Source organism: Dickeya sp. CFBP 2040 (assembly GCF_012273755.1).
Classification (GTDB): domain Bacteria; phylum Pseudomonadota; class Gammaproteobacteria; order Enterobacterales; family Enterobacteriaceae; genus Dickeya; species Dickeya poaceiphila.
Window position 1 is genome coordinate 63,824 of record NZ_JAAVXH010000025.1, and the last position, 19,233, is coordinate 83,056.

Sequence of the window (19,233 nt, forward strand, 5' to 3'; positions counted from 1 at the left end):
TCCATGATTAAACTGTTTAAAACCATCCTCAAGGCAGGCAACAGTACGGTGAAATACCCGTTTGCGCCGCTGGCGGTACCCACCGGATTTCGCGGCAAACCGGAGTATGACCCGGAGCAATGTATCGGTTGTGCTGCTTGTACCATGGCCTGCCCGGCGAATGCCCTGACGATGGCCAACGATCTGGACAACGGCACTCGTACCTGGCAACTGTTCCTTGGCCGCTGCATTTTCTGTGGTCGCTGCGAAGAAGTGTGCCCAACCCGCGCCATCGTGCTGTCGCAAGAGTTTGAAATGGCGGTCGCCAACAAGGCTGACCTGTATCAGCGTGCCACCTTCCGGTTACTGAACTGCCATGTCTGCCAACAGCCGTTCGCCCCGCAAAAAGAAGTGGAGTACGCCATGGCGCTGCTGGCACACGCTGGGGTACCGGAAAATGAGGTGGAAGCACGCCGCCATCAGTTCGAAACCTGCCCGGACTGCAAACGTAAACAAAACATGAATCATCAGGGCAATGTGCGGTTGAGCCAGCACCTGTCCACCCCGACCACCCACAAGGGGAATGCACAATGAGTATGCTGCCCAATGGGGTTGACCATTATCAGACCACCCCGATTACGTTGGACGAACAGGCACAACAGCTAAAAAAGACCTTGCTGAAGGATATCCAGCGTTCCGCCTACGTCTATCGTGTGGACTGCGGCGGTTGCAACGGCTGCGAGATAGAGATCTTCTCCGCCATTACGCCGCTGTTCGACGCTGAACGTTTCGGCATCAAGGTGGTGGCGTCACCACGCCATGCCGATATTCTGCTGTTCACCGGTGCGGTCACCCGTGCTATGCGGACACCGGCGTTACGTGCCTATGAGTCCGCGCCAGACCCGAAAATCTGTATTTCGTACGGTGCCTGCGGTTGCGGCGGCGGCATCTTCCACGACCTGTACTGTGTATGGGGTGGCAGCGACAAAATTGTGCCGATCGATGTTTATATCCCCGGCTGCCCGCCGACACCCGCCGCGACGATTTACGGTTTTGCGGTCGCACTGGGGCTGCTGGAACAAAAACTGCACGGCAGCGACCACCAGCAAGGAGACAATGAGAAAGCCGCATTGATTCATCCGGCACTGCCGCTGGATTTACGCGTGCAGGTAGAACGGGAAGCCCGCCTGATGGCGGGGTACCGTCAGGGGCGTGAAATCAGCGATCGTTTCCTTGGGCTGCTGGAAAACCAGCCGCTGGAGGGGTTTGAGCAGCGCGTGACCGGCTGGCTTGATCAACACAACGACCCACGGCTGAACGAAATCGCTGGCCGGTTGCTGCGCATTTACCATGCCATGTTGAATGGGGAGATCCTGTGATGAGCAGTGTGCGTTTCTATGCCCTGAACCGCAAATTTCTCGACAGCCGCGACAAAATACCGGAGCAGGCGCAACAGGTGATGTACTACTCGCTGGCGATTGGTCATCACGTTGGCGTCATCGATTGCCTGAAGCAGGTATTACAGTGCCCGCTGGCGGACTTCGAAGGTTGGGTCGGCCAGTTGAGCGATGACGAAGCCCGCCGCAAAATGCTGGGCCTGTTACGCTTTGGCGAAATTACCATCGACCATACCCACACCGCCCTGCTGGGCGGTGCTTTCAACGCACTGGCTCAACACGACAGTCACCCGGAGTGGACCGCGACGCTGATGGACTATCTCGCCGCGATGCAACGGGAACCGGCTCTTTATCTGATGGTGAAACGTATCGATGACTGAACATCTACATAATGAAGCGCCACTGTATATCGAAAATATCGTGCTGGCGGTCGGTAACACCCTGATGGGCGACGATGGCGCAGGCCCGCTGCTGGCGGAGCGTATGAGTCAGCAACCGGTGACCGGCTGGTCGGCGATTGACGGCGGTGCTATTCCAGAAAACGCCGCTCACACGCTGCGGGAACTGAAACCTCGCCGCCTGCTGGTGGTGGATGCCACCGATATGGGGCTGGCGCCAGGCGAAATCCGCATTGTTGATCCGGCTCGCATCGCTGAAGACATGCTGATGAACACCCATAGCCTGCCGCTGAACTACCTGATTGATAGCCTGAAGGAAGATATTCCTGAGGTGATTTTCGTCGGCATTCAGCCAGCGCTGGTGGCGTTCTATTTCCCGATTAGCCCGGAAGTCACACAGGCGGTGGAGCACCTTTATCAACGTCTTGAAGGTTGGGAAGGTAATGGCGGGTTTGAAGTACTGGCGTGAAGCGCCAGTACTTCAAACCGAATTGGCCTGACTTCTCAACGCGCGAGGCAAACGCCAGCCTCGCCTCTGCCGTTAATCCTGAGCCTATTTCTCTTCCAGTTGCAGCACCGTGTGCGCCAGGCTAACTACCGTCGCCAGGCTGACATTGGTGTTCTTATTCAGCGACTTATATAAGCTGGTGCGGCTTTTCGCCCCCGCTTCTTTCGCTACGGTACTGTTGCCATGTTTTTCCACCGCAATTTTCAACGCCGCTTGCAGAATTTCAGGACGATTTTCCATCACAGCATCATAGAAGGCACGGGAGATGATGTCGGCAAAGTTACGTTCCCGCACCGCAAGTGTGTGGCTGACATACGCCCCTTTTTTCCGTAATGCTGACGAAGAAATGTTGACACCCGGTCCCCATTCCAGCGTGCCGTCCGGCAACAGCCCAAATTTGATAAACAGGCTGGCATTCGAAAACACCGGGTTTGAAGCGTAGTGATAAAGGTTGACGTCACACACCAGGCCATCGTCATAAGTCAGGCGCAACGAAAAATCGCCAACAACGTCAACGTCTACAATCTTATGCATAATCACCTCACAGTTTTCCCGGATTTCTTCCCACTACCGCCCGTTCCCACATATTCAGCAGTTGTTTCCGATGTGCCCTGATATGCGAAAGCGCCAGCTTGCGCTTGTTATTTGGCAGATATCCTTCGATCTCGATTCCGTTACCAATATTGATGATAAGCTCATGATTGCCGTAGCAGACATGCACATGCGGCAGGTGGTGCCGATCATCATCGTAAAAGTACAAATGGAAGATTAACCCCGCCAGTCTGTCAATCTCAGGCATTGGCACTCCTTGTCAATGAACAATATAACACCGTATCCCAAGGGATACAATAGTCTTGTTTTCAGTCTTATCGCCTGTAAAAAACTTCATGCTGATTTCACTGAAAAATGAAAAAGCCATTGCGCACCGCTAAATGAGCAGGTAAGCCGCTATCGCTCTGGCGTCACAATAAATGCCAGACCTTCTCACCTCGATAATCTGTTTTCAGATATGGAACGCGCTTCGCAACAGATTTGTTTTCATCGGCCTGTCGTCAAATATGCCGAACCCCCGTCAATTGACACTCGTCATCAGCCAGCCACAAAAATCGCCCCTCCGGAAAATCATATTAAATTAATTTAAAATCAAACAATTAAACCATAAGCATTCATTCTGGCATAAAGCCTGCTTATTGCATGGCGATGTGTCGGTGACCATGTCATCGACATAACCCTTTGTCCACCAGAGCCGCGGAAGGAGACCCAGTCATGAACCGGTTCGTTTTAACAGACCCCAGGAAATGTATTGGCTGTCGCACGTGTGAAGTCGCTTGTGTGCTGGCTCACAGCGATGGCAACCCGTCATCGTTGTCTACAGAACATTTCACACCGCGATTAAAAGTGGTGAAGGGGCTGAATGTCAGCACCACGATTCAGTGCCGTCACTGTGAAGATGCCCCCTGTGCCAATGTTTGCCCGAATGGGGCGATCATTCATGCCGGCGATCATATCCGGGTACAACAAGAGAAATGTATCGGTTGCAAAACCTGTGTGGTGGCTTGTCCGTACGGTGCCATGACGGTGATCAGTAAACCGGTGGCACGCATCAGCCATTATCAGACACTGGGCAACTGCATCAAGGCGGAAGCGCACAAGTGCGACCTGTGCGAGGGACGCGCCAACGGTCCGGCCTGTGTCGAAGTCTGCCCCACCAACGCCCTGCGCCTGATAAGCCGGGACGACATTCAGGAGATGATCCTACGTAAACAGCGGCGCGCAGCACTTGATGAAGCCGCGGAAATGAAATTCTGAGCGTGCCGTAGGTACGATGAAGGAGAGCAATGTCATGCAGAAAGTGATTACCGTCTGCCCTTACTGTGGGTCAGGCTGCAAAATTAACCTGTTGGTGGAAAATGGCAAGGTCGTCGGCGCGGAAGGTGCTAACGGCCTGACCAACGAAGGCGAGCTGTGCTTAAAAGGTTATTACGGCTGGGATTTTCTCAACGATACCAAGCTGTTAACCCCACGATTGAAACAACCGATGATCCGTCGCCAGAAAGGCGCGCCGTTTGAAGTGGTATCCTGGGAAGAAGCTATCGATTTCGCCAGCTCCCGTCTAAAAGCCATTAAAGAGAAATATGGGCCGGACTCTATCATGCACACCGGTTCGTCCCGCGGTCCAGGTAACGAAACCAACTATGTGATGCAGAAATTTGCCCGCGCGGTCACCGGCACCAACAACATCGACTGTTGTGCCCGCGTCTGCCACGGCCCATCCGTCTCTGGTTTGCAGGTTACGCTGGGCAACGGGGCAATGAGTAATTCGATTTGCGAAATTGAAAAGACCGACTGCATTCTGGTGTTTGGTTACAACGCCGCCGACTCCCACCCCATCGTGGCGCGCCGCATCATTAAAGCCAAAGAACGCGGCGCCAAAATCATCGTCTGCGACCCGCGTCACATCGAAACTGCCCGCATCGCCGACCTGTGGCTACCGCTGAAAAACGGCTCCAACATGGCGCTGGTCAACGCGTTTGCCAACGTGTTGATCAACGAAGGGTTGTATAACTCGAATTTCGTGGCGCAGCACACCGAAGGGTTTGATGAATACCGCGCCATCGTGGCGAAATACACCCCGGAATACGTAGCAGACATCACCGGGCTTGACCCGCAGTTGATCCGCGATGCCATTCGCATGTATGCCGCCGCTCCGTCCGCCACCATTCTGTGGGGTATGGGCGTGACCCAGTGGACCCAAGGGGTCGATGTGGTGAAAGGTCTGTCCGGTCTGGCGTTGCTGACGGGGAACCTTGGCCGCCCGAACGTGGGCGTCGGTCCGGTGCGTGGTCAGAATAACGTACAGGGCGCTTGCGACATGGGCGCACTGCCGAACCAGTTCCCTGGCTACCAGAAAGTGATTGATGCGGACGTACGCGAAAAATTCGCCAAAGCCTGGGGCGTGCCGACACTGTCTGACCGTATCGGCTATTCGCTGACTGACGTGCCGCACATGATCAAAGAAGGCAAGATCAAAGCCAATTACCTGATGGGTGAAGACCCGCTGCAAACCGAGCCGGACCTGTCGGTAGTGCGTGAAACCTTCAACCAACTGGAATTGTTGATCGTTCAGGATATCTTCATGACCAAGACCGCCGCAGTAGCGGACGTGATCTTACCCGCTACCTCATGGGGCGAGCATGAAGGGGTGTATTCTGCCGCCGACCGAGGTTTCCAGCGGTTCTACAAAGCGGTGGAACCGCAAGGCAACGTGAAACCGGACTGGGAAATCATCAGCCTGATGGCAACCGCCATGGGCTACCCGATGCATTACAACAATACTCAGGAAATCTGGGATGAGTTGCGTAATCTGTGCCCACTCTACTACGGCGCTACCTACGATAAAATGGCGGGCCTGGGCTACGTACCGTGGCCGTGTCTGACCGAAGACAGCCCCGGCACGCCGTGGTTGTACGCCGGCAACAAGTTCGACCGCCCGAACGGTAAAGGGTTGTTGTTTGCGACAGAATGGCATCCGCCAATGGAGCAAACCGACGTCGACTACCCGCTGGTGCTCTCGACGGTGCGCGAAGTTGGTCATTACTCCTGTCGTTCCATGACCGGTAACTGTACCGCACTACAAACGCTGGCGGATGAGCCGGGCTACGTGCAGATGAATCCGCAAGACGCGGCAGCCCTTGGCATCCGCGACCAGCAGCTCACCTGGGTGGCATCACGCCGTGGCAAGGTGATCAGCCGGGCGATGGTCAGTGAACGCATCAACAAAGGTGCGGTTTATATGACTTACCAGTGGTGGATTGGCGCCTGTAACGAACTGACGCTGGATGAAGTAGACCCCATCGCCAAGACGCCGGAATACAAGCACTGCGCGGTGAAACTGGAACCCATCGCCGACCAGAACTGGGCGGAAAACTACGTCAGACAGGAGTACAGCGCACTAAAAGCTCGTCTGCGTAAAGAAGCGGAAGTCGCGGGTTAATCCCTTGTAGCCCTCTCCTGCTGGCGAGGGCTGCAATTCCTTTCAAAACCGCATCGTATTACTCACGACATCCCTTCAATTTCCCTGGCGGAAATCCCCATTCGCTGCATACGCGACAACAGCGTGGTGCGTTTAAGTCCAAGCCGGGCGGCAGCGCCTTTCGGGCCAGCGACGATACCGTTGGTTTCCCGCAATACCCGAATAATGCGTTCACGCTCGGACTCTTCGTCCGCATCCAATGGCCGCGATTCTCCAACTTCGCCCGGCAGTGCGATGTCGTGGTGCGAGGGTTTTGGCACATCCAGCGGCGACAGATGGTGTTGTAGTTCATCCATCTGCAAATTAAGTGTGGTACCACGCGTTAAGATAACCGCTCGCTCCACCACATTTTCCAGTTCCCGTACATTGCCGGGCCAGGGTAAACGACTCAACTGACGCAGCATCTCGGAGGGAATGCTGTCGATAGTGCGGTTCATTCGTCGGGCAATCTTACGGGTGAAAAATTTCACCAGCAGTGGAATGTCTTCCGGCCTCTCACGTAATGGTGGAATGACGATAGGGAACACATTGAGGCGATAATAGAGATCGCTACGGTATTCCCTATCCGCCACCATCTGTTTCAGGTCGCGGTTAGTCGCGGCAATCAACCGAACATCTACCGGAATGATTTTGCTGCCACCCAGTCGCTCAATCTCACGCTCCTGGAGCACCCGCAGTAGTTTGGGTTGTAACTCCAGCGGAATATCTCCAACCTCATCCAGAAACAGCGTGCTGTTATCCGCCAGTTCAAACCGCCCCTGACGCTGGCTGGTCGCACCGGTAAACGCCCCTTTTTCGTGCCCGAACAGATCGCTTTCCAACAGGCCAGAGGGAATAGCGGCGCAATTCATTTTCACCATGCGTTGTGATTTGCGCTGGCTCAGACTATGAATGGCGCGGGCAATCAGCTCTTTACCGGTGCCGGTTTCTCCCAGAATCAGCACGGTACTGTCGCTGGCGGCCACCATCGCCACCTGCTCCAGTACCTGTCGAATCGCTGCGCTACGGCCAATAATCTCGCCGAACTCGTCGCCACTGCGCTGATGGATATGTTCGGTCAGTTGTTCCGTCAGGTAGAAATTTTCATGGATCAATGAATCTTTCAGCCGGGTAATTTGCTCATACGCCAGCGCATTATCCAGCGCAATGGCGATACGTGCAGCAATCTGCTGTAACAACCGGAGATCCGCCTCGCTGACTGCCAGCGGCGAGCGATGCGCCAGCTCCAGTACGCCCAGTGTCCGGTTACCGAATGCCAGCGGCAGCAGGCAAGCGTGAGACAATGCACGATCAAACCACTGGCAAAGCGGACGAGGTTCGCTTGTGTTAAGGCGTTCCGTCACCTGTAGCAATTGCGGCTGATGTTGTGCCATGACGTCGTCAGCCAGCGTTTGCGCTCGCTCCACCTCGCCTTGCATCGTTTTTGGCGCACCAGACGGTGGGTAAACAGTGGCAAGATACTTCAGCGAACTCGCCTCCCCTTCACCGTCCTTTAACACCAGTGCGATAAAATCGATGCCGAAGAAACGATGAATCTCGCGCGATACCTCCAGTGCCAGCGCCTTCAGTTCCAGTTTGGAAATTACGGTATTGGTGACATCCACCAGAATACGCAGGTGATCACGCTCATGGCGCAACCGCTCTTCTTCCTGCAGTACCTGTTCGCGCTCACGAATAGTTTCCACGACCAGCGCCACTACCCCAGCCAACGCCTGAAAGAAATCCAGTTCGCTGTCGGTAAAGCGGCTGCCGTCTGTTTTGAGAAATTCCACTCCACCCAGCACACGATGAGTGCCACACAGCGGCAACTGGCAGTAGTCGCTTAATCCGATGTAGGCCGGCAGGTCAGTCAGGTGGGGAAAGTCGCGTTGAAAATGTGTCCGGTCGCAATGTAGCGCGGTCTGTGTACTCCACACCACGCCGCCGGGGCCATTAGCCAGCAGAATCGCTTCTTCGCTGCACTGAGTCTGCCCAGACTCACGATCATGGCGGTAAAAATGCATCTGGTTATGCAACGGATCAAGCAGGACAAGGTTCACCCGGCCAAACCGCACCACCGAGAACGACATACCGTCAAGCGTCCGCAACAGGTCAGGTATCGTGCGCTGTTGCAACAGCGACTGAGAAATTTTCAGCAAGGCATCCTGCCACAAAATAGACAGCCGGGATGGGGAGTCTGTCAGTCGTGTTGCCATAACCACCGTAATCCAAATTCCATAGATAGTGTGGGTGAATAGTGTAAGAGCTTCGGTGACGAAATGACACGCCGCCTCACCAATAGCTTGATCTGAATCGTGCTAAACTGGGGCAAACGGGCGATAACCGGTCACCCGATAAGCAGTCATCAGTCACCACAGAGCAAATCATAAGATGAATTTATAATTTAGGGTGCATTTTATACATAAGGCACCATCGCAATTCAGCGAGTCAATATAGGGTTTCGCACCTTGATTTACCAGTAAACGCCTAACAAGCAGTAACACCAAAATCACACCAAAACAATAATTGAAACATTTGCAACCTAACCACACTCAATTTAAACAGGCCATTAAATTTACTGCTGTTTTATCCATGTGTAATACAGATTTTTCAGTGCGCTACCGGATTCTATTTTATGAATAAACGAAAGGGGGCGTTGTTTATTAATTATTCAGATCACCTGGCAATAATAACATCGCCAGTGGATAAAAATGAGCTGACAACAGTTATTGGATTTATTACTGACTCAACCCAAGATATAAGAAAAAATTATATTTAATACAAAAATCATCTTGCCAGCTGTCCTTGAAAAAATAAAATACAAATAAAAATCAATTAATTATCAGGAATTACGAAGGCACAGACCACTCGCCATTTACCTACAATCAATAAGGATATAGCCCATTTTTGACCCCATTCAGTGATGTATTTCATTTTATTTGCAGAAAAAAAAGGCAAGTAATCGATTTCGTTGTAATATCCCGCGCGGCAGACACAACACCCCATAAACAAATCAGAGTATCGGCTTGCTATGTCTCACGGCATCTCTGACCGCTACGCTGCAATAACACTGTGTGTTGTCTGGGTACATTCATTGACATGAGGTTTATATGCAAAGGCAGAAGTTATTAATACAGATAATGCTGGCAATTGTGCTCGGTATTCTGATTGGCTGGGTATGCCACACTTATCTGGATGGCACACGAGCCAAGGAAGTGGCGTCTTACTTTAATATGGCTACCGATATTTTCCTGCGTCTGATCAAAATGATCATCGCACCGCTGGTGTTCGCCACCCTGGTTTCCGGTCTGGCCAGCATGGGGAACTCTTCTGCGGTGGGCCGCGTCGGCCTGAAAGCCATGACCTGGTTTATTACGGCGTCTTTCCTGTCGTTACTGATCGGCATGATGCTGGCGAACTTCTTCCAGCCCGGCGTCGGCATGAATCTGGTCGCACCGGTCAACCACGTCACCACCGGTCTGAATACCGATGGTTTCACACTCAAGAACTTTATCAGCCATATCTTCCCGAAAAGTATCATAGAAGCAATGGCGAACAATGAAATCCTGCAGATTCTGGTGTTTTCGCTGTTCTTCGGTTCTGCTCTGGCTTATGTCAAACACCACCATAAGCAGGCCAACTTTATTCTCTCCACCATTGAAGAATTGGCCAAAGTGATGTTCCGCGTCACCGACTACGTGATGGCGCTGGCGCCTATCGCCGTCTTCGCTGCCATTGCGTCCGCCATTACGACACAGGGTTTGGGCTTGATTTATGACTTCGGCAAACTGATTGGCGAATTTTATCTTGGTCTGGCGTTGCTGTGGGCGGTGTTGTTCCTGGTGGGTTACGCTTTCCTCGGCCGCTCCATCGCCGTGCTGGCGCGCCTGATTCGTGAACCCACCATGCTGGCCTTCGCCACCGCCAGCAGCGAATCAGCCTACCCAAAAACCATGGACGCCCTGACCCGGTTCGGTGTACCGAAGAAAATCACCAGTTTCGTGTTGCCGTTGGGTTATTCCTTTAACCTGGATGGCTCCATGATGTACCAGTCGTTCGCCATCCTGTTCATTGCTCAGGCGTACAACATTGACCTGAGCTTCACCCAGCAGATCCTGATCCTGCTGACGCTGATGATCACCAGTAAAGGCATGGCGGGTGTCGCACGTGCTTCCGTGGTAGTGGTCGCCGCGACCCTGCCGATGTTCAACTTGCCGGAAGCCGGTATTCTGCTGATTCTTGGCATCGACCAGTTCCTGGATATGGGCCGTACCGCGACTAACGTTATCGGCAACAGTATCTCTACCGCCGTGGTGGCTAGCCTGGAAAAAGGCATCACCGACGATGAAGAGGATCCGGCAGAGGCGGAAGTCACACTACAGCAGGCCAGACAAGACGCCTGAACCACACGGAATCATACGATACACGCAGCGGCCATCTGGCCGCTGTTTTTCATTGCGCTGAGCGCAACGCCGTCATCGCCCGCCAGAATGACTCCGATGCCACATTAAGCCGTGCATCCAGCCGATATAGATAGACCTGCATTTTCATCACTGCGTTATCCAGCTTCAGCACGGTCAGCTCCTTGTGCGCCAGTTCATCGCGGATCGCGTAGTCCGGCAGCCAGGCAATACCGTGGCCCTGCTTCACCATGCGTTTAAGCAAGTCACTCATTGAGGAGACAAAACTGACGGTAAAACGCTCAGATGACAGCGTGGAAAGATAACGGTTGACCTGACGCCCCATGTAACTGGTGTCGGTGTAGTTGAGCAACGGCAGCATGGCAGCACGGGCATCAAACCGCGGTTTGCCAGACGCGTCGCAGGCACAAACCGGGTACAAGGTGGAGTCCATGATGTGGGTATGGCGAAACGGCTCAGACATCAGTTCCTCGTTATAAAACGAGAAAATAAAATCGCTGCGCCCTTCCTTCAGGTTGAGTACCGCGTCATCCACGTCAATTGATTCAACATAGAAGATTTTTTCCTGCACATCCGGCACGGCGTTGAGCAATTCAGGCATCACAAACACCGACAGAGAATGCGCCGCCGCAATGGTAATCTTGTTTTTGTAGTGGCTGCCGCCGTGCAGTTTATGAATCTGATATTCCAGATCGTCGAGGGTATTGCGGATATGAGCGTGAAAAATCTTGCCCTGCTCGGTCAGTTGCAGCGGCTGTGCGCCGCGGTCAAACATATCAAATCCCACCGCCTCTTCCAGCGCACGAATACGCCGGCTGAACGACGACTGTGAGATGTTACGTGTCTCCGCCGCCAGCGTGAAACTGCGGTGTTCTTCCAGTGCAATAAAATCATATAACCATTTGGTTTCAATATTGTTTAGCATCATCAACCGCCGTTTTGAAAACGCATTCTACGCATAATGTGTATAGCGTTATGCAAAACATACATAGAGGATAGGAATTTCGCAATTCACATTTCCGGGCGCTGTGCGATGATTTTTCCACTCCAGACTATTCGCAGTGAGGCGGAAAACGTGAACCCTGTAATCGGAATTCTTGGCGGCATGGGGCCGGGTGCCACCGTAGACGCCATGCAAAAACTTATCCGGCAAACCCCGGCACGTAAGGATCAGGAACACATTCCGATGATCGCCGTGTCTATCCCGGATATTCCCGACCGCACCCAGTGTATTCTCAATCACAGCCCGTCACCGCTGAAGAAAATGGTTGAGTACATGCGGATTCTGGAAAACGCAGGGGCCACCTGCATCATCATCCCCTGCAATACCGCGCACTACTGGTTCGACGATTTGAAACGGCATACCCAGGTGAACATGATCAGCATTATTGACGCGACCTGCCAGCAAGTGACCGAACAGCACATCCGGCACGTTGCCATTCTGGCCACCACCGCCACCGTGCGCGGCGAGATTTACCAGCGCGCGCTGGCCAGCCAGCAGGTAGACTGCACCTTACCCACCAGCGAGCAGCAGGATGCGGTGATGAACAGCATCTACGCTTACAAGGCTGGCGATATTGCCCAGGCCAGAACCTTATTGCTGCCGGTAGTCGCCTCGCTACATCAGCAGGGAGTAGCAAAAATCATTCTGGGTTGCACCGAACTACCACTCATTCTGGAGACGGAGGTGAGCACCACACCTGATGCTTATCTGGATGCCACCGACGCGCTGATCAAAAAAGCCATCGACTGGTATTATCAGCAGGTGACACGCCCGTTGGTTGCGGCGTAATTTTTCTCTGTTACCCACAGTATGACATCACCAGCATTTGTTATGATTACGCCAGATAACACTGTAGGGGCTGATTAACAGAGAACCATGAAAGCGAAACCAGTAACGCTCAATGACGTGGCGGCTTATGCCGGAGTGTCGTATCAAACCGTCTCACGGGTGCTGAATCAGGCACCTCATGTCTCTGTCAGTACAAGGGAAAAAGTGGAACAGGCGATGGCGGCACTCCACTACATCCCCAACCGGGTGGCACAGCAACTGGCGCGTCGTAGCACCACCACCATCGGGCTGGCAACAATCGACCTGTCGCTGCACGCGCCTTCCCAGATTGCCGCCGCCATTAAAACCACCGCCAGCGAACTGGGATTCAACGTCGTGATTTCAATGCTACGTTCCAGCGATGGCAATGACGCCCAGCGTGCCGTAAATGAACTGCTGTCGCAGCGGGTGGACGGCGTCATTATCAACGTACCGCTGGAACAAGAGACGGCAGAGCAAATCCACCAGTTGTGCGACACCACGCCGGCACTGTTTCTTGATACGCCCCCTACCGCCACTCTGCCAAGCGTGATGTTCGACCCACAACAGGGCACAAAACTGGCTATCGATCATCTGGTAGAGCTAGGTCATCGGCGAATTGCATTACTCACCGGACCACAAAGCTCCGTTTCTGCGCGGCTGCGTTTCGAAGGGTGGCAAAAGGCATTGGCCGAGCACCTGCTGACGCCTTGCGCGATTGCCGAAGGCGACTGGAGCGCCAGCGCCGGTTATCAGCAGGCACATCTGCTGCTGGCGAACCCGGTTCGTCCGACTGCGATTGCCGTCGCCAACGATCAAATGGCACTGGGCGTGCTACGGGCCATCCACGAATATGGCCTGCGCGTACCGGAACAGATCTCGGTGATCGGTTTTGACGATACCCGCGACAGCGCCTATTTTCAGCCGCCGTTAACTACCATCCGTCAGGATTTCCGACAACTGGGGCGGGAAAGTGTCAACCGGCTGCTGGAATGCCTGCAACACTCGCAGACCCCAGCCCCGTTGCGGCTGAAAACCACGCTGATTCCCCGGCAGACCACCGCAGCCTGGCGGCCTTCCACCTTGTCGCCCAAAGATGTCGCACAACAGCTGATTACACTGGCGCGACAACTACAGCGCTAATCCATCCTCCCGCGACGCCGGTTTTGTGATCAACACCACTTTCCGGCGTCTCTACACTTTACTCCCCGTCTGCAAGCCGCGATCCTGCCAGTAAAGTTGTGAGCGAATAACAAATCTTGTTTATCCGCCTGTCAGGCTCTTTCGGCCACCCACTTTCAGTTAATCAAGGAAAGCTTGTTTTATGTCTACTGCTTCCGCTTATATTCCTCTATCGGGTATCTCACTGGCGGATATTCTGGCCAGACGCGACTGGGAAAATCCGGCTTGTCCTCACCTTCGTCGGCTGGATGCCCATCCGCCATTTTCCAGCTGGCGCGATCTCGACGCCGCACGCGATGACCAGCCGTCCAATCGTCGCCAGATGCTGAATGGCGAATGGACCTTCAGCTATTTCCCTCGTCCGGAAGCCGTACCTGAACAGTGGCTAGCCCAGGATTTGAATGATGCCGATTCCATCACTGTGCCCTCTAACTGGCAGTTGGCTGGATACAACGCTCCTATTTATACCAACGTTAAATACCCCATACCGGTCACCCCGCCGTTCGTACCACAAGACAACCCTACCGGCTGTTATTCGCTCACATTTTCAGTTAACGCTGACTGGCTGGCGCAAGGGCAAACCCGTATCGTGTTTGACGGCGTTAATTCCGCCTTCCATCTGTGGTGCAACGGCAAATGGGTCGGTTATTCTCAGGACAGCCGACTGCCGGCAGAGTTCGATCTGACTTCCTGCCTGCAAGCGGGAGAAAACCGGCTAGCGGTGATGGTGCTGCGCTGGTCTGACGGTACTTATCTGGAAGATCAGGATATGTGGCGCATGAGCGGTATTTACCGCGATGTCTACCTGTTGAACAAACCGGCAGTACATCTGTGTGACGTGCAACTCACTACCCCGCTACGCCATAGCTACACGCAAGGTACTCTGTGTGTCGCCGCTCAGGCTAACTTGCCGGAAGCACAGGCATGGCAACTGTATGTACAACTGTGGCGCAACGGACAGTTGATCGGCGAACGCCGCACGCCGTTTGGCACACCGGCTATCGATGAACGCGGCGCTTATCACGACAGAGTGAACCTGCAACTGGAGGTCGCACAGCCGGCGTTATGGAGTGCGGAAGAACCCAATCTGTACCGGGCGGTGGTGGCGCTGGAGCACGCCGATGGCACGTTGGTGGAAGCAGAAGCCTATGATGTCGGTTTCCGCGACGTTGCTATCCGCAATGGACTGCTGCTACTCAACGGCCAACCGTTACTGATTCGTGGCACTAACCGCCATGAACATCACCCGCAACACGGTCAGGCCATTGATGAAGCCACCATGCGCCAGGACATTCTGCTGATGAAGCAGCACAACTTCAACGCCGTACGTTGCTCCCACTATCCTAATCACCCATTGTGGTATCGGCTGTGTGACCGTTACGGGCTATACGTGGTAGACGAAGCCAACATTGAGACTCACGGAATGCAGCCGATGAGCCGTCTGTCTGACGACCCGCGCTGGCTACCCGCTTACGCTGAACGTGTCACCCGTATGGTGCAACGCGACCGCAACCACCCTTGTATTATTATCTGGTCGCTGGGTAATGAATCAGGCTACGGTGCTACCCACAGTGCGCTCTATCAATGGGTGAAGCAGCAGGACCCAACCCGACCCGTGCAATACGAAGGCGGCGGCGCCAATACACCCGCTACTGACATTCTGTGCCCGATGTACGCCAGAGTGGATCAAGACCAGCCCTTCCCGGCAGTGCCGAAGTGGTCAATCAAAAAATGGATTGGTATGCCGGGAGAAAACCGCCCGCTGATTCTGTGCGAATACGCACACGCCATGGGCAACAGCTTTGGCGGGTTTGACCGTTACTGGCAGGCATTCCGCCAGTATCCGCGTCTGCAAGGCGGTTTCGTCTGGGACTGGGTCGATCAGGCGCTGGTGCGCGAACACGATGGCAAATCACAATGGGCTTATGGCGGCGACTTCGGCGATAAACCCAACGACCGCCAGTTCTGCCTCAATGGTCTGGTGTTCCCTGACCGCACGCCGCACCCGGCGCTGTATGAAGCCCAGCGCGCCCAGCAGTTTTTCCAGTTCAGCCATCATGACGATGCCCCGCTGACGCTGACAGTGACCAGCGAATACCTGTTCCGCCACAGTGATAATGAAGAACTGCACTGGCGCATCATGCAGGATGACGTGCAACTGGCATCAGGCCGGGTAACGCTCGATATCCCACCGCAAGGCAGTCAGACACTCACCCTGTTGGAACAGATGCCAGCCCCGCAGCACCACGCCGACATGTGGCTGACGGTAGAGGTCGTTCAGCCAAACGCAACCGACTGGTCACCGGCTGGTCATCGCTGTGCCTGGGATCAATGGCAGTTGCCGATGCCGCTGGCGCGCTCAACGCCACGTCGTGACGATGGCAAATGCCCAACGTTAAACCAGACTGACGACCAGTTCGAGGTCATCCACGGTCAGCAGCGCTGGGCGTTCAACCGCCATAGCGGACTGTTGACGCAGTGGTGGCGCGATGGACAACCGCAGTTACTCAGTCCGTTACAGGATAATCTGGCGCGCGCGCCGCTGGATAACGACATCGGCATCAGCGAAGTGGACCGTATTGATCCAAACGCCTGGGTCGAGCGCTGGAAACTGGCCGGACTGTACCGGTACGACACCGACTGCCAGCAGATCCACGCCGACACCCTCAGTGATAGCGTGCTGATCACCACCGAACACGTCGGTCATTATCAGCAACAGGTGCTGTTTATCAGCCGTAAACAGTGGCGAATTGACGCGCAAGGCGTGTTGACAGTGAGCGTAGAAGTGGAGGTGGCTCGTCACCTGCCCTCACTGGCGCGCGTTGGCCTCTGCGTTCAACTGGCGGCAGTCAACCCACAGGTAAGCTGGTTGGGACTCGGCCCACACGAAAACTACCCTGATCGCCGTCTTGCCGCGCTGCATGGCCGCTGGCAACAACCACTGGAAGCGATGCACACACCATACATTTTCCCATCGGAAAACGGCCTGCGTTGCCATACCCAGGAACTGCGCTACGGCGACTGGCTTATCGAAGGCGATTTCCATTTCGGTATTGGCCGCTACAGCCTGCAGCAGTTGATGGATTGCACTCATCACCATCTGCTGCAGCCAGAACCGGGCACCTGGCTTAATCTGGACGGTTTCCATATGGGTGTTGGCGGCGATGACTCATGGAGTCCAAGCGTTGCACCGGATTATCTGCTGACCGCTCCCCGTTACCGCTACCAGTTGCAACTGCGATTGCAATAATCCCTTCAGGCTGGCGGCATCACCTTGCTGCCAGCCTGCTGTTCTAACACCGCAACACCGTGTAAAGCCCGGCTCAATCACGATGAACGTGTGAAAAAACCAGCATATTGCGCATTACCTCACCAAACGCGTAAAAAATGTGGTTTACACCTTTGACATGCACGATAGACCCCGTTATTATGCGCCCCGTTCAAGCAATTCCTCTGTAGTTCAGTCGGTAGAACGGCGGACTGTTAATCCGTATGTCACTGGTTCGAGTCCAGTCAGAGGAGCCAATTTAAAGAAAGCAGACGTTCACGGACGTCTGCTTTTTTGCTTTTTATCAATTGGTTATCCCCTTCTTTAGCTTCACCCTCGTTCACCAAAAAACGCTACTGCCCACGACTTTTGTTGGTAGAATTGTTGGTATTTCTGGTTCGATTCTGCTTATACCAACAACTCAAGGGGGCAAATCGTGTCTCTAACTGATTCCAAAGTAAAAAATGCCAAATCTCTTGAGAAGGAATATAAGCTTACTGATGGCTTTGGTATGCACCTGTTAGTGCATCCTAATGGGTCTAAATACTGGCGCTTGTCTTATCGTTTCGAAAAGAAGCAAAAAATACTCGCTTTAGGCGTCTACCCGGCTGTTTCACTGGCGGATGCCAGACAACGGCGAGATGAAGCGAAAAAGCTGTTAGCGGCAGGAATTGACCCCAGCGCTAAAAAGCAGGCTGATAACAAAGCGATTCAGGAAAAACGCAACAATACCCGCGCGTTCAAAACGGTAGCCAGAAACTGGTTTGCCACCAAAACCACATGGTCGGAAGATTATCAGCGTTCTGTCTGGACCCGTATTGAAACCTACCTGTTCCCTGATATTGGCAACAGAGATATTGCTGAACTGGATACAGGCGATCTGCTGGTTCCCATCAAAAAGATAGAGAAGCTGGGCTATCTGGAAATCGCTATGCGGGTGAAACAGTACGCCACTGCCATTATGCGTTATGCCGTCCAGCAAAAGATGATCCGCTTTAACCCTGCCTATGATTTGGAAGGTGCTGTTCAGAAACCACAGACAGAGCACCGCCCCGCTATCGAGCTGGAAGAGATACCTACCCTGTTGGAACGCATTGAAGGCTATCAGGGGCGTAGCAGGCTGACCCTGCTGGCGATAAAACTCACTCTGCTGATATTTATTCGCTCCAGTGAACTCCGCTTTGCCCGTTGGTCAGAGATCGATTTTAACAGTGCCTTATGGGTTATCCCTGAACAGCGTGAAGCGATTGCAGGGATCAAACATTCAGGCCGTGGGGCTAAAATGCGCAGAAAGCACTATGTTCCTCTGTGCCGTCAGGCGCTGGACATTCTGAAAGAGCTAAAAAACCTCACCTATGACGTTAACGGTGACGACGGCTTTATCCTGACGGGCTGTTATGATGCGATGAAGCCAATGAGTGAAAACACCATTAACAAGGCGCTGCGTAAAATGGGTTATGACACCAAAACCGATCTGTGCGGTCATGGTTTCCGTACGCTGGCGTGTAGTGCCTTGATTGAATCGGGTATCTGGCCTGAAGATGTGGTAGAGCTTCAAATGAGCCATATGGAAAAGAACAACGTTCGCGCCGCCTATACCCACAAGGCCAAACACCTTGAACAACGCCGCCTGATGCTGCAATGGTGGGCTGATTTCCTCGATGCTAACAGTAACGGGATGGTTAGGCCGTTTGAGTTTGGGCAGAAAGGATAGCTATCAGATATGTTACTTCAAGTTGCAGGAAGCATAGCCACAGTCTATGCTTATTTGTCTCTGCAGCTTGAAGCTAATTAGATACAGTTATAACTTATAGACATTTTCAGAAGAAAAAGAATAATTATACTCATTTATTATTTAATATAATAATATTAGGAAAAATAGAATGGATGATTTTTTAGATGGCGAGCTATCTATTTCAAAAAAAGATAACAACAAGACCATCATTTTACATGTCAGCGATAAAGAAAAAGTACTTATTGAAAACATCACGTTTAAACCATTAAATTTCGAAGAAACCGAAATATTATGGGGAGAGGACAATCAAGAAAGACTAATCCCTTTAAAAATAGCAAGTTGCAAAATATTAAACCAACAAGCACTACCACCTGAATTTGACATAAATGATAAAATTGCCAAAATAGAGATAAAATCAAGTTGGTCATTAAAAATCATTGCATTAACAATTGGGGGGTGGTTGCCAGCAGGTATTACACCAAGTGATTCACAATATCTTTTAGATAAAAACGTATTTAACATA

General features: G+C 53.1%; 16 protein-coding genes and 1 tRNA gene. 13 read left to right on the forward strand and 4 right to left on the reverse strand.

The genetic code is table 11. The features are described from left to right. Positions 1-3 precede the first annotated feature (3 nt). From hyfH to hycI, 4 genes are read left to right on the forward strand one after another with little or no spacing between them, the layout of a single operon-like run. Positions 4-573 (forward strand): hydrogenase 4 subunit H, encoded by a 570-nt coding sequence (gene hyfH / locus Dpoa2040_RS03555; protein ID WP_168640323.1) that lies wholly within the window; start codon positions 4-6, stop codon positions 571-573. Then, entirely contained in the window at positions 570-1,358 is a 789-nt protein-coding gene (locus Dpoa2040_RS03560; protein WP_168640324.1) for an NADH-quinone oxidoreductase subunit B family protein, read from the forward strand. Before hyfH ends, Dpoa2040_RS03560 begins: the two co-directional genes overlap by 4 nt. Then, positions 1,358-1,756 (forward strand): formate hydrogenlyase maturation HycH family protein, encoded by a 399-nt coding sequence (locus tag Dpoa2040_RS03565; protein WP_168640325.1) that lies wholly within the window; start codon positions 1,358-1,360, stop codon positions 1,754-1,756. Before Dpoa2040_RS03560 ends, Dpoa2040_RS03565 begins: the two co-directional genes overlap by 1 nt. Beyond that, positions 1,749-2,243 carry a hydrogenase maturation peptidase HycI gene (gene hycI / locus Dpoa2040_RS03570; protein WP_168640326.1) on the forward strand — a complete coding sequence of 165 codons (495 nt, stop codon included), beginning with the start codon at positions 1,749-1,751 and terminating at the stop codon, positions 2,241-2,243. Before Dpoa2040_RS03565 ends, hycI begins: the two co-directional genes overlap by 8 nt. 84 nt (positions 2,244-2,327) lie before the next feature. Here the strand turns inward: hycI and Dpoa2040_RS03575 are convergent, their stop codons facing one another. Both Dpoa2040_RS03575 and Dpoa2040_RS03580 read right to left on the reverse strand, forming a co-directional pair. Further along, positions 2,328-2,816, reverse strand: a complete 489-nt coding sequence (locus Dpoa2040_RS03575; protein ID WP_168640327.1) for a DNA-binding protein — start codon at positions 2,814-2,816, stop codon at positions 2,328-2,330. Between the two features lie 7 nt (positions 2,817-2,823). Further along, a complete protein-coding gene (locus Dpoa2040_RS03580) occupies positions 2,824-3,081 on the reverse strand; it encodes a DUF4160 domain-containing protein (protein WP_042869741.1) in 258 nt (85 codons plus the stop codon). Positions 3,082-3,548: 467 nt separating this feature from the next. On the opposite strand from Dpoa2040_RS03580, the gene Dpoa2040_RS03585 reads away from it, so the two are divergent. Beyond that, a complete protein-coding gene (locus Dpoa2040_RS03585; RefSeq protein ID WP_042869739.1) occupies positions 3,549-4,091 on the forward strand; it encodes a 4Fe-4S dicluster domain-containing protein in 543 nt (180 codons plus the stop codon). Between the two features lie 34 nt (positions 4,092-4,125). Then, positions 4,126-6,276, forward strand: a complete 2,151-nt coding sequence (gene fdhF, locus Dpoa2040_RS03590) for a formate dehydrogenase subunit alpha (RefSeq protein ID WP_168640328.1) — start codon at positions 4,126-4,128, stop codon at positions 6,274-6,276. Positions 6,277-6,338: 62 nt separating this feature from the next. Here the strand turns inward: fdhF and flhA are convergent, their stop codons facing one another. Beyond that, positions 6,339-8,510: a formate hydrogenlyase transcriptional activator FlhA gene (gene flhA / locus Dpoa2040_RS03595; RefSeq protein WP_168640329.1), complete on the reverse strand. Its 2,172-nt coding sequence runs from the start codon at positions 8,508-8,510 to the stop codon at positions 6,339-6,341. Positions 8,511-9,404: 894 nt separating this feature from the next. On the opposite strand from flhA, the gene Dpoa2040_RS03600 reads away from it, so the two are divergent. Then, the gene (locus Dpoa2040_RS03600) at positions 9,405-10,697 is read left to right on the forward strand and encodes a dicarboxylate/amino acid:cation symporter (RefSeq protein ID WP_168640330.1); all 1,293 of its coding nucleotides are present in this window, start codon (positions 9,405-9,407) and stop codon (positions 10,695-10,697) included. Positions 10,698-10,746: 49 nt separating this feature from the next. Here the strand turns inward: Dpoa2040_RS03600 and hypT are convergent, their stop codons facing one another. Continuing rightward, positions 10,747-11,640 carry a hypochlorite stress DNA-binding transcriptional regulator HypT gene (gene hypT / locus Dpoa2040_RS03605; protein ID WP_168640331.1) on the reverse strand — a complete coding sequence of 298 codons (894 nt, stop codon included), beginning with the start codon at positions 11,638-11,640 and terminating at the stop codon, positions 10,747-10,749. A 150-nt stretch (positions 11,641-11,790) separates the two neighbouring features. Here hypT and Dpoa2040_RS03610 point away from each other — a divergent pair, with 150 nt between their 5' ends. The 6 genes from Dpoa2040_RS03610 to Dpoa2040_RS03635 form a co-directional block, all read left to right on the forward strand. Beyond that, positions 11,791-12,507 carry an amino acid racemase gene (locus Dpoa2040_RS03610; protein WP_168640332.1) on the forward strand — a complete coding sequence of 239 codons (717 nt, stop codon included), beginning with the start codon at positions 11,791-11,793 and terminating at the stop codon, positions 12,505-12,507. Between the two features lie 87 nt (positions 12,508-12,594). Further along, positions 12,595-13,668 carry a LacI family DNA-binding transcriptional regulator gene (locus Dpoa2040_RS03615; protein ID WP_168640333.1) on the forward strand — a complete coding sequence of 358 codons (1,074 nt, stop codon included), beginning with the start codon at positions 12,595-12,597 and terminating at the stop codon, positions 13,666-13,668. A gap of 181 nt (positions 13,669-13,849) precedes the next feature. Further along, on the forward strand, positions 13,850-16,957 hold the full coding sequence (locus Dpoa2040_RS03620; protein WP_168640334.1) for a beta-galactosidase: 3,108 nt from the start codon (positions 13,850-13,852) through the stop codon (positions 16,955-16,957). Positions 16,958-17,156: 199 nt separating this feature from the next. Further along, positions 17,157-17,232: transfer RNA gene (locus Dpoa2040_RS03625), tRNA-Asn, on the forward strand. A gap of 179 nt (positions 17,233-17,411) precedes the next feature. After that, complete coding sequence (locus tag Dpoa2040_RS03630) at positions 17,412-18,689, forward strand: integrase arm-type DNA-binding domain-containing protein (RefSeq protein ID WP_168640335.1); 1,278 nt, start codon at positions 17,412-17,414, stop codon at positions 18,687-18,689. A gap of 169 nt (positions 18,690-18,858) precedes the next feature. After that, the coding region (locus Dpoa2040_RS03635) for a hypothetical protein (protein WP_168640336.1) at positions 18,859-19,233 on the forward strand (375 nt) is incomplete at its 3' end.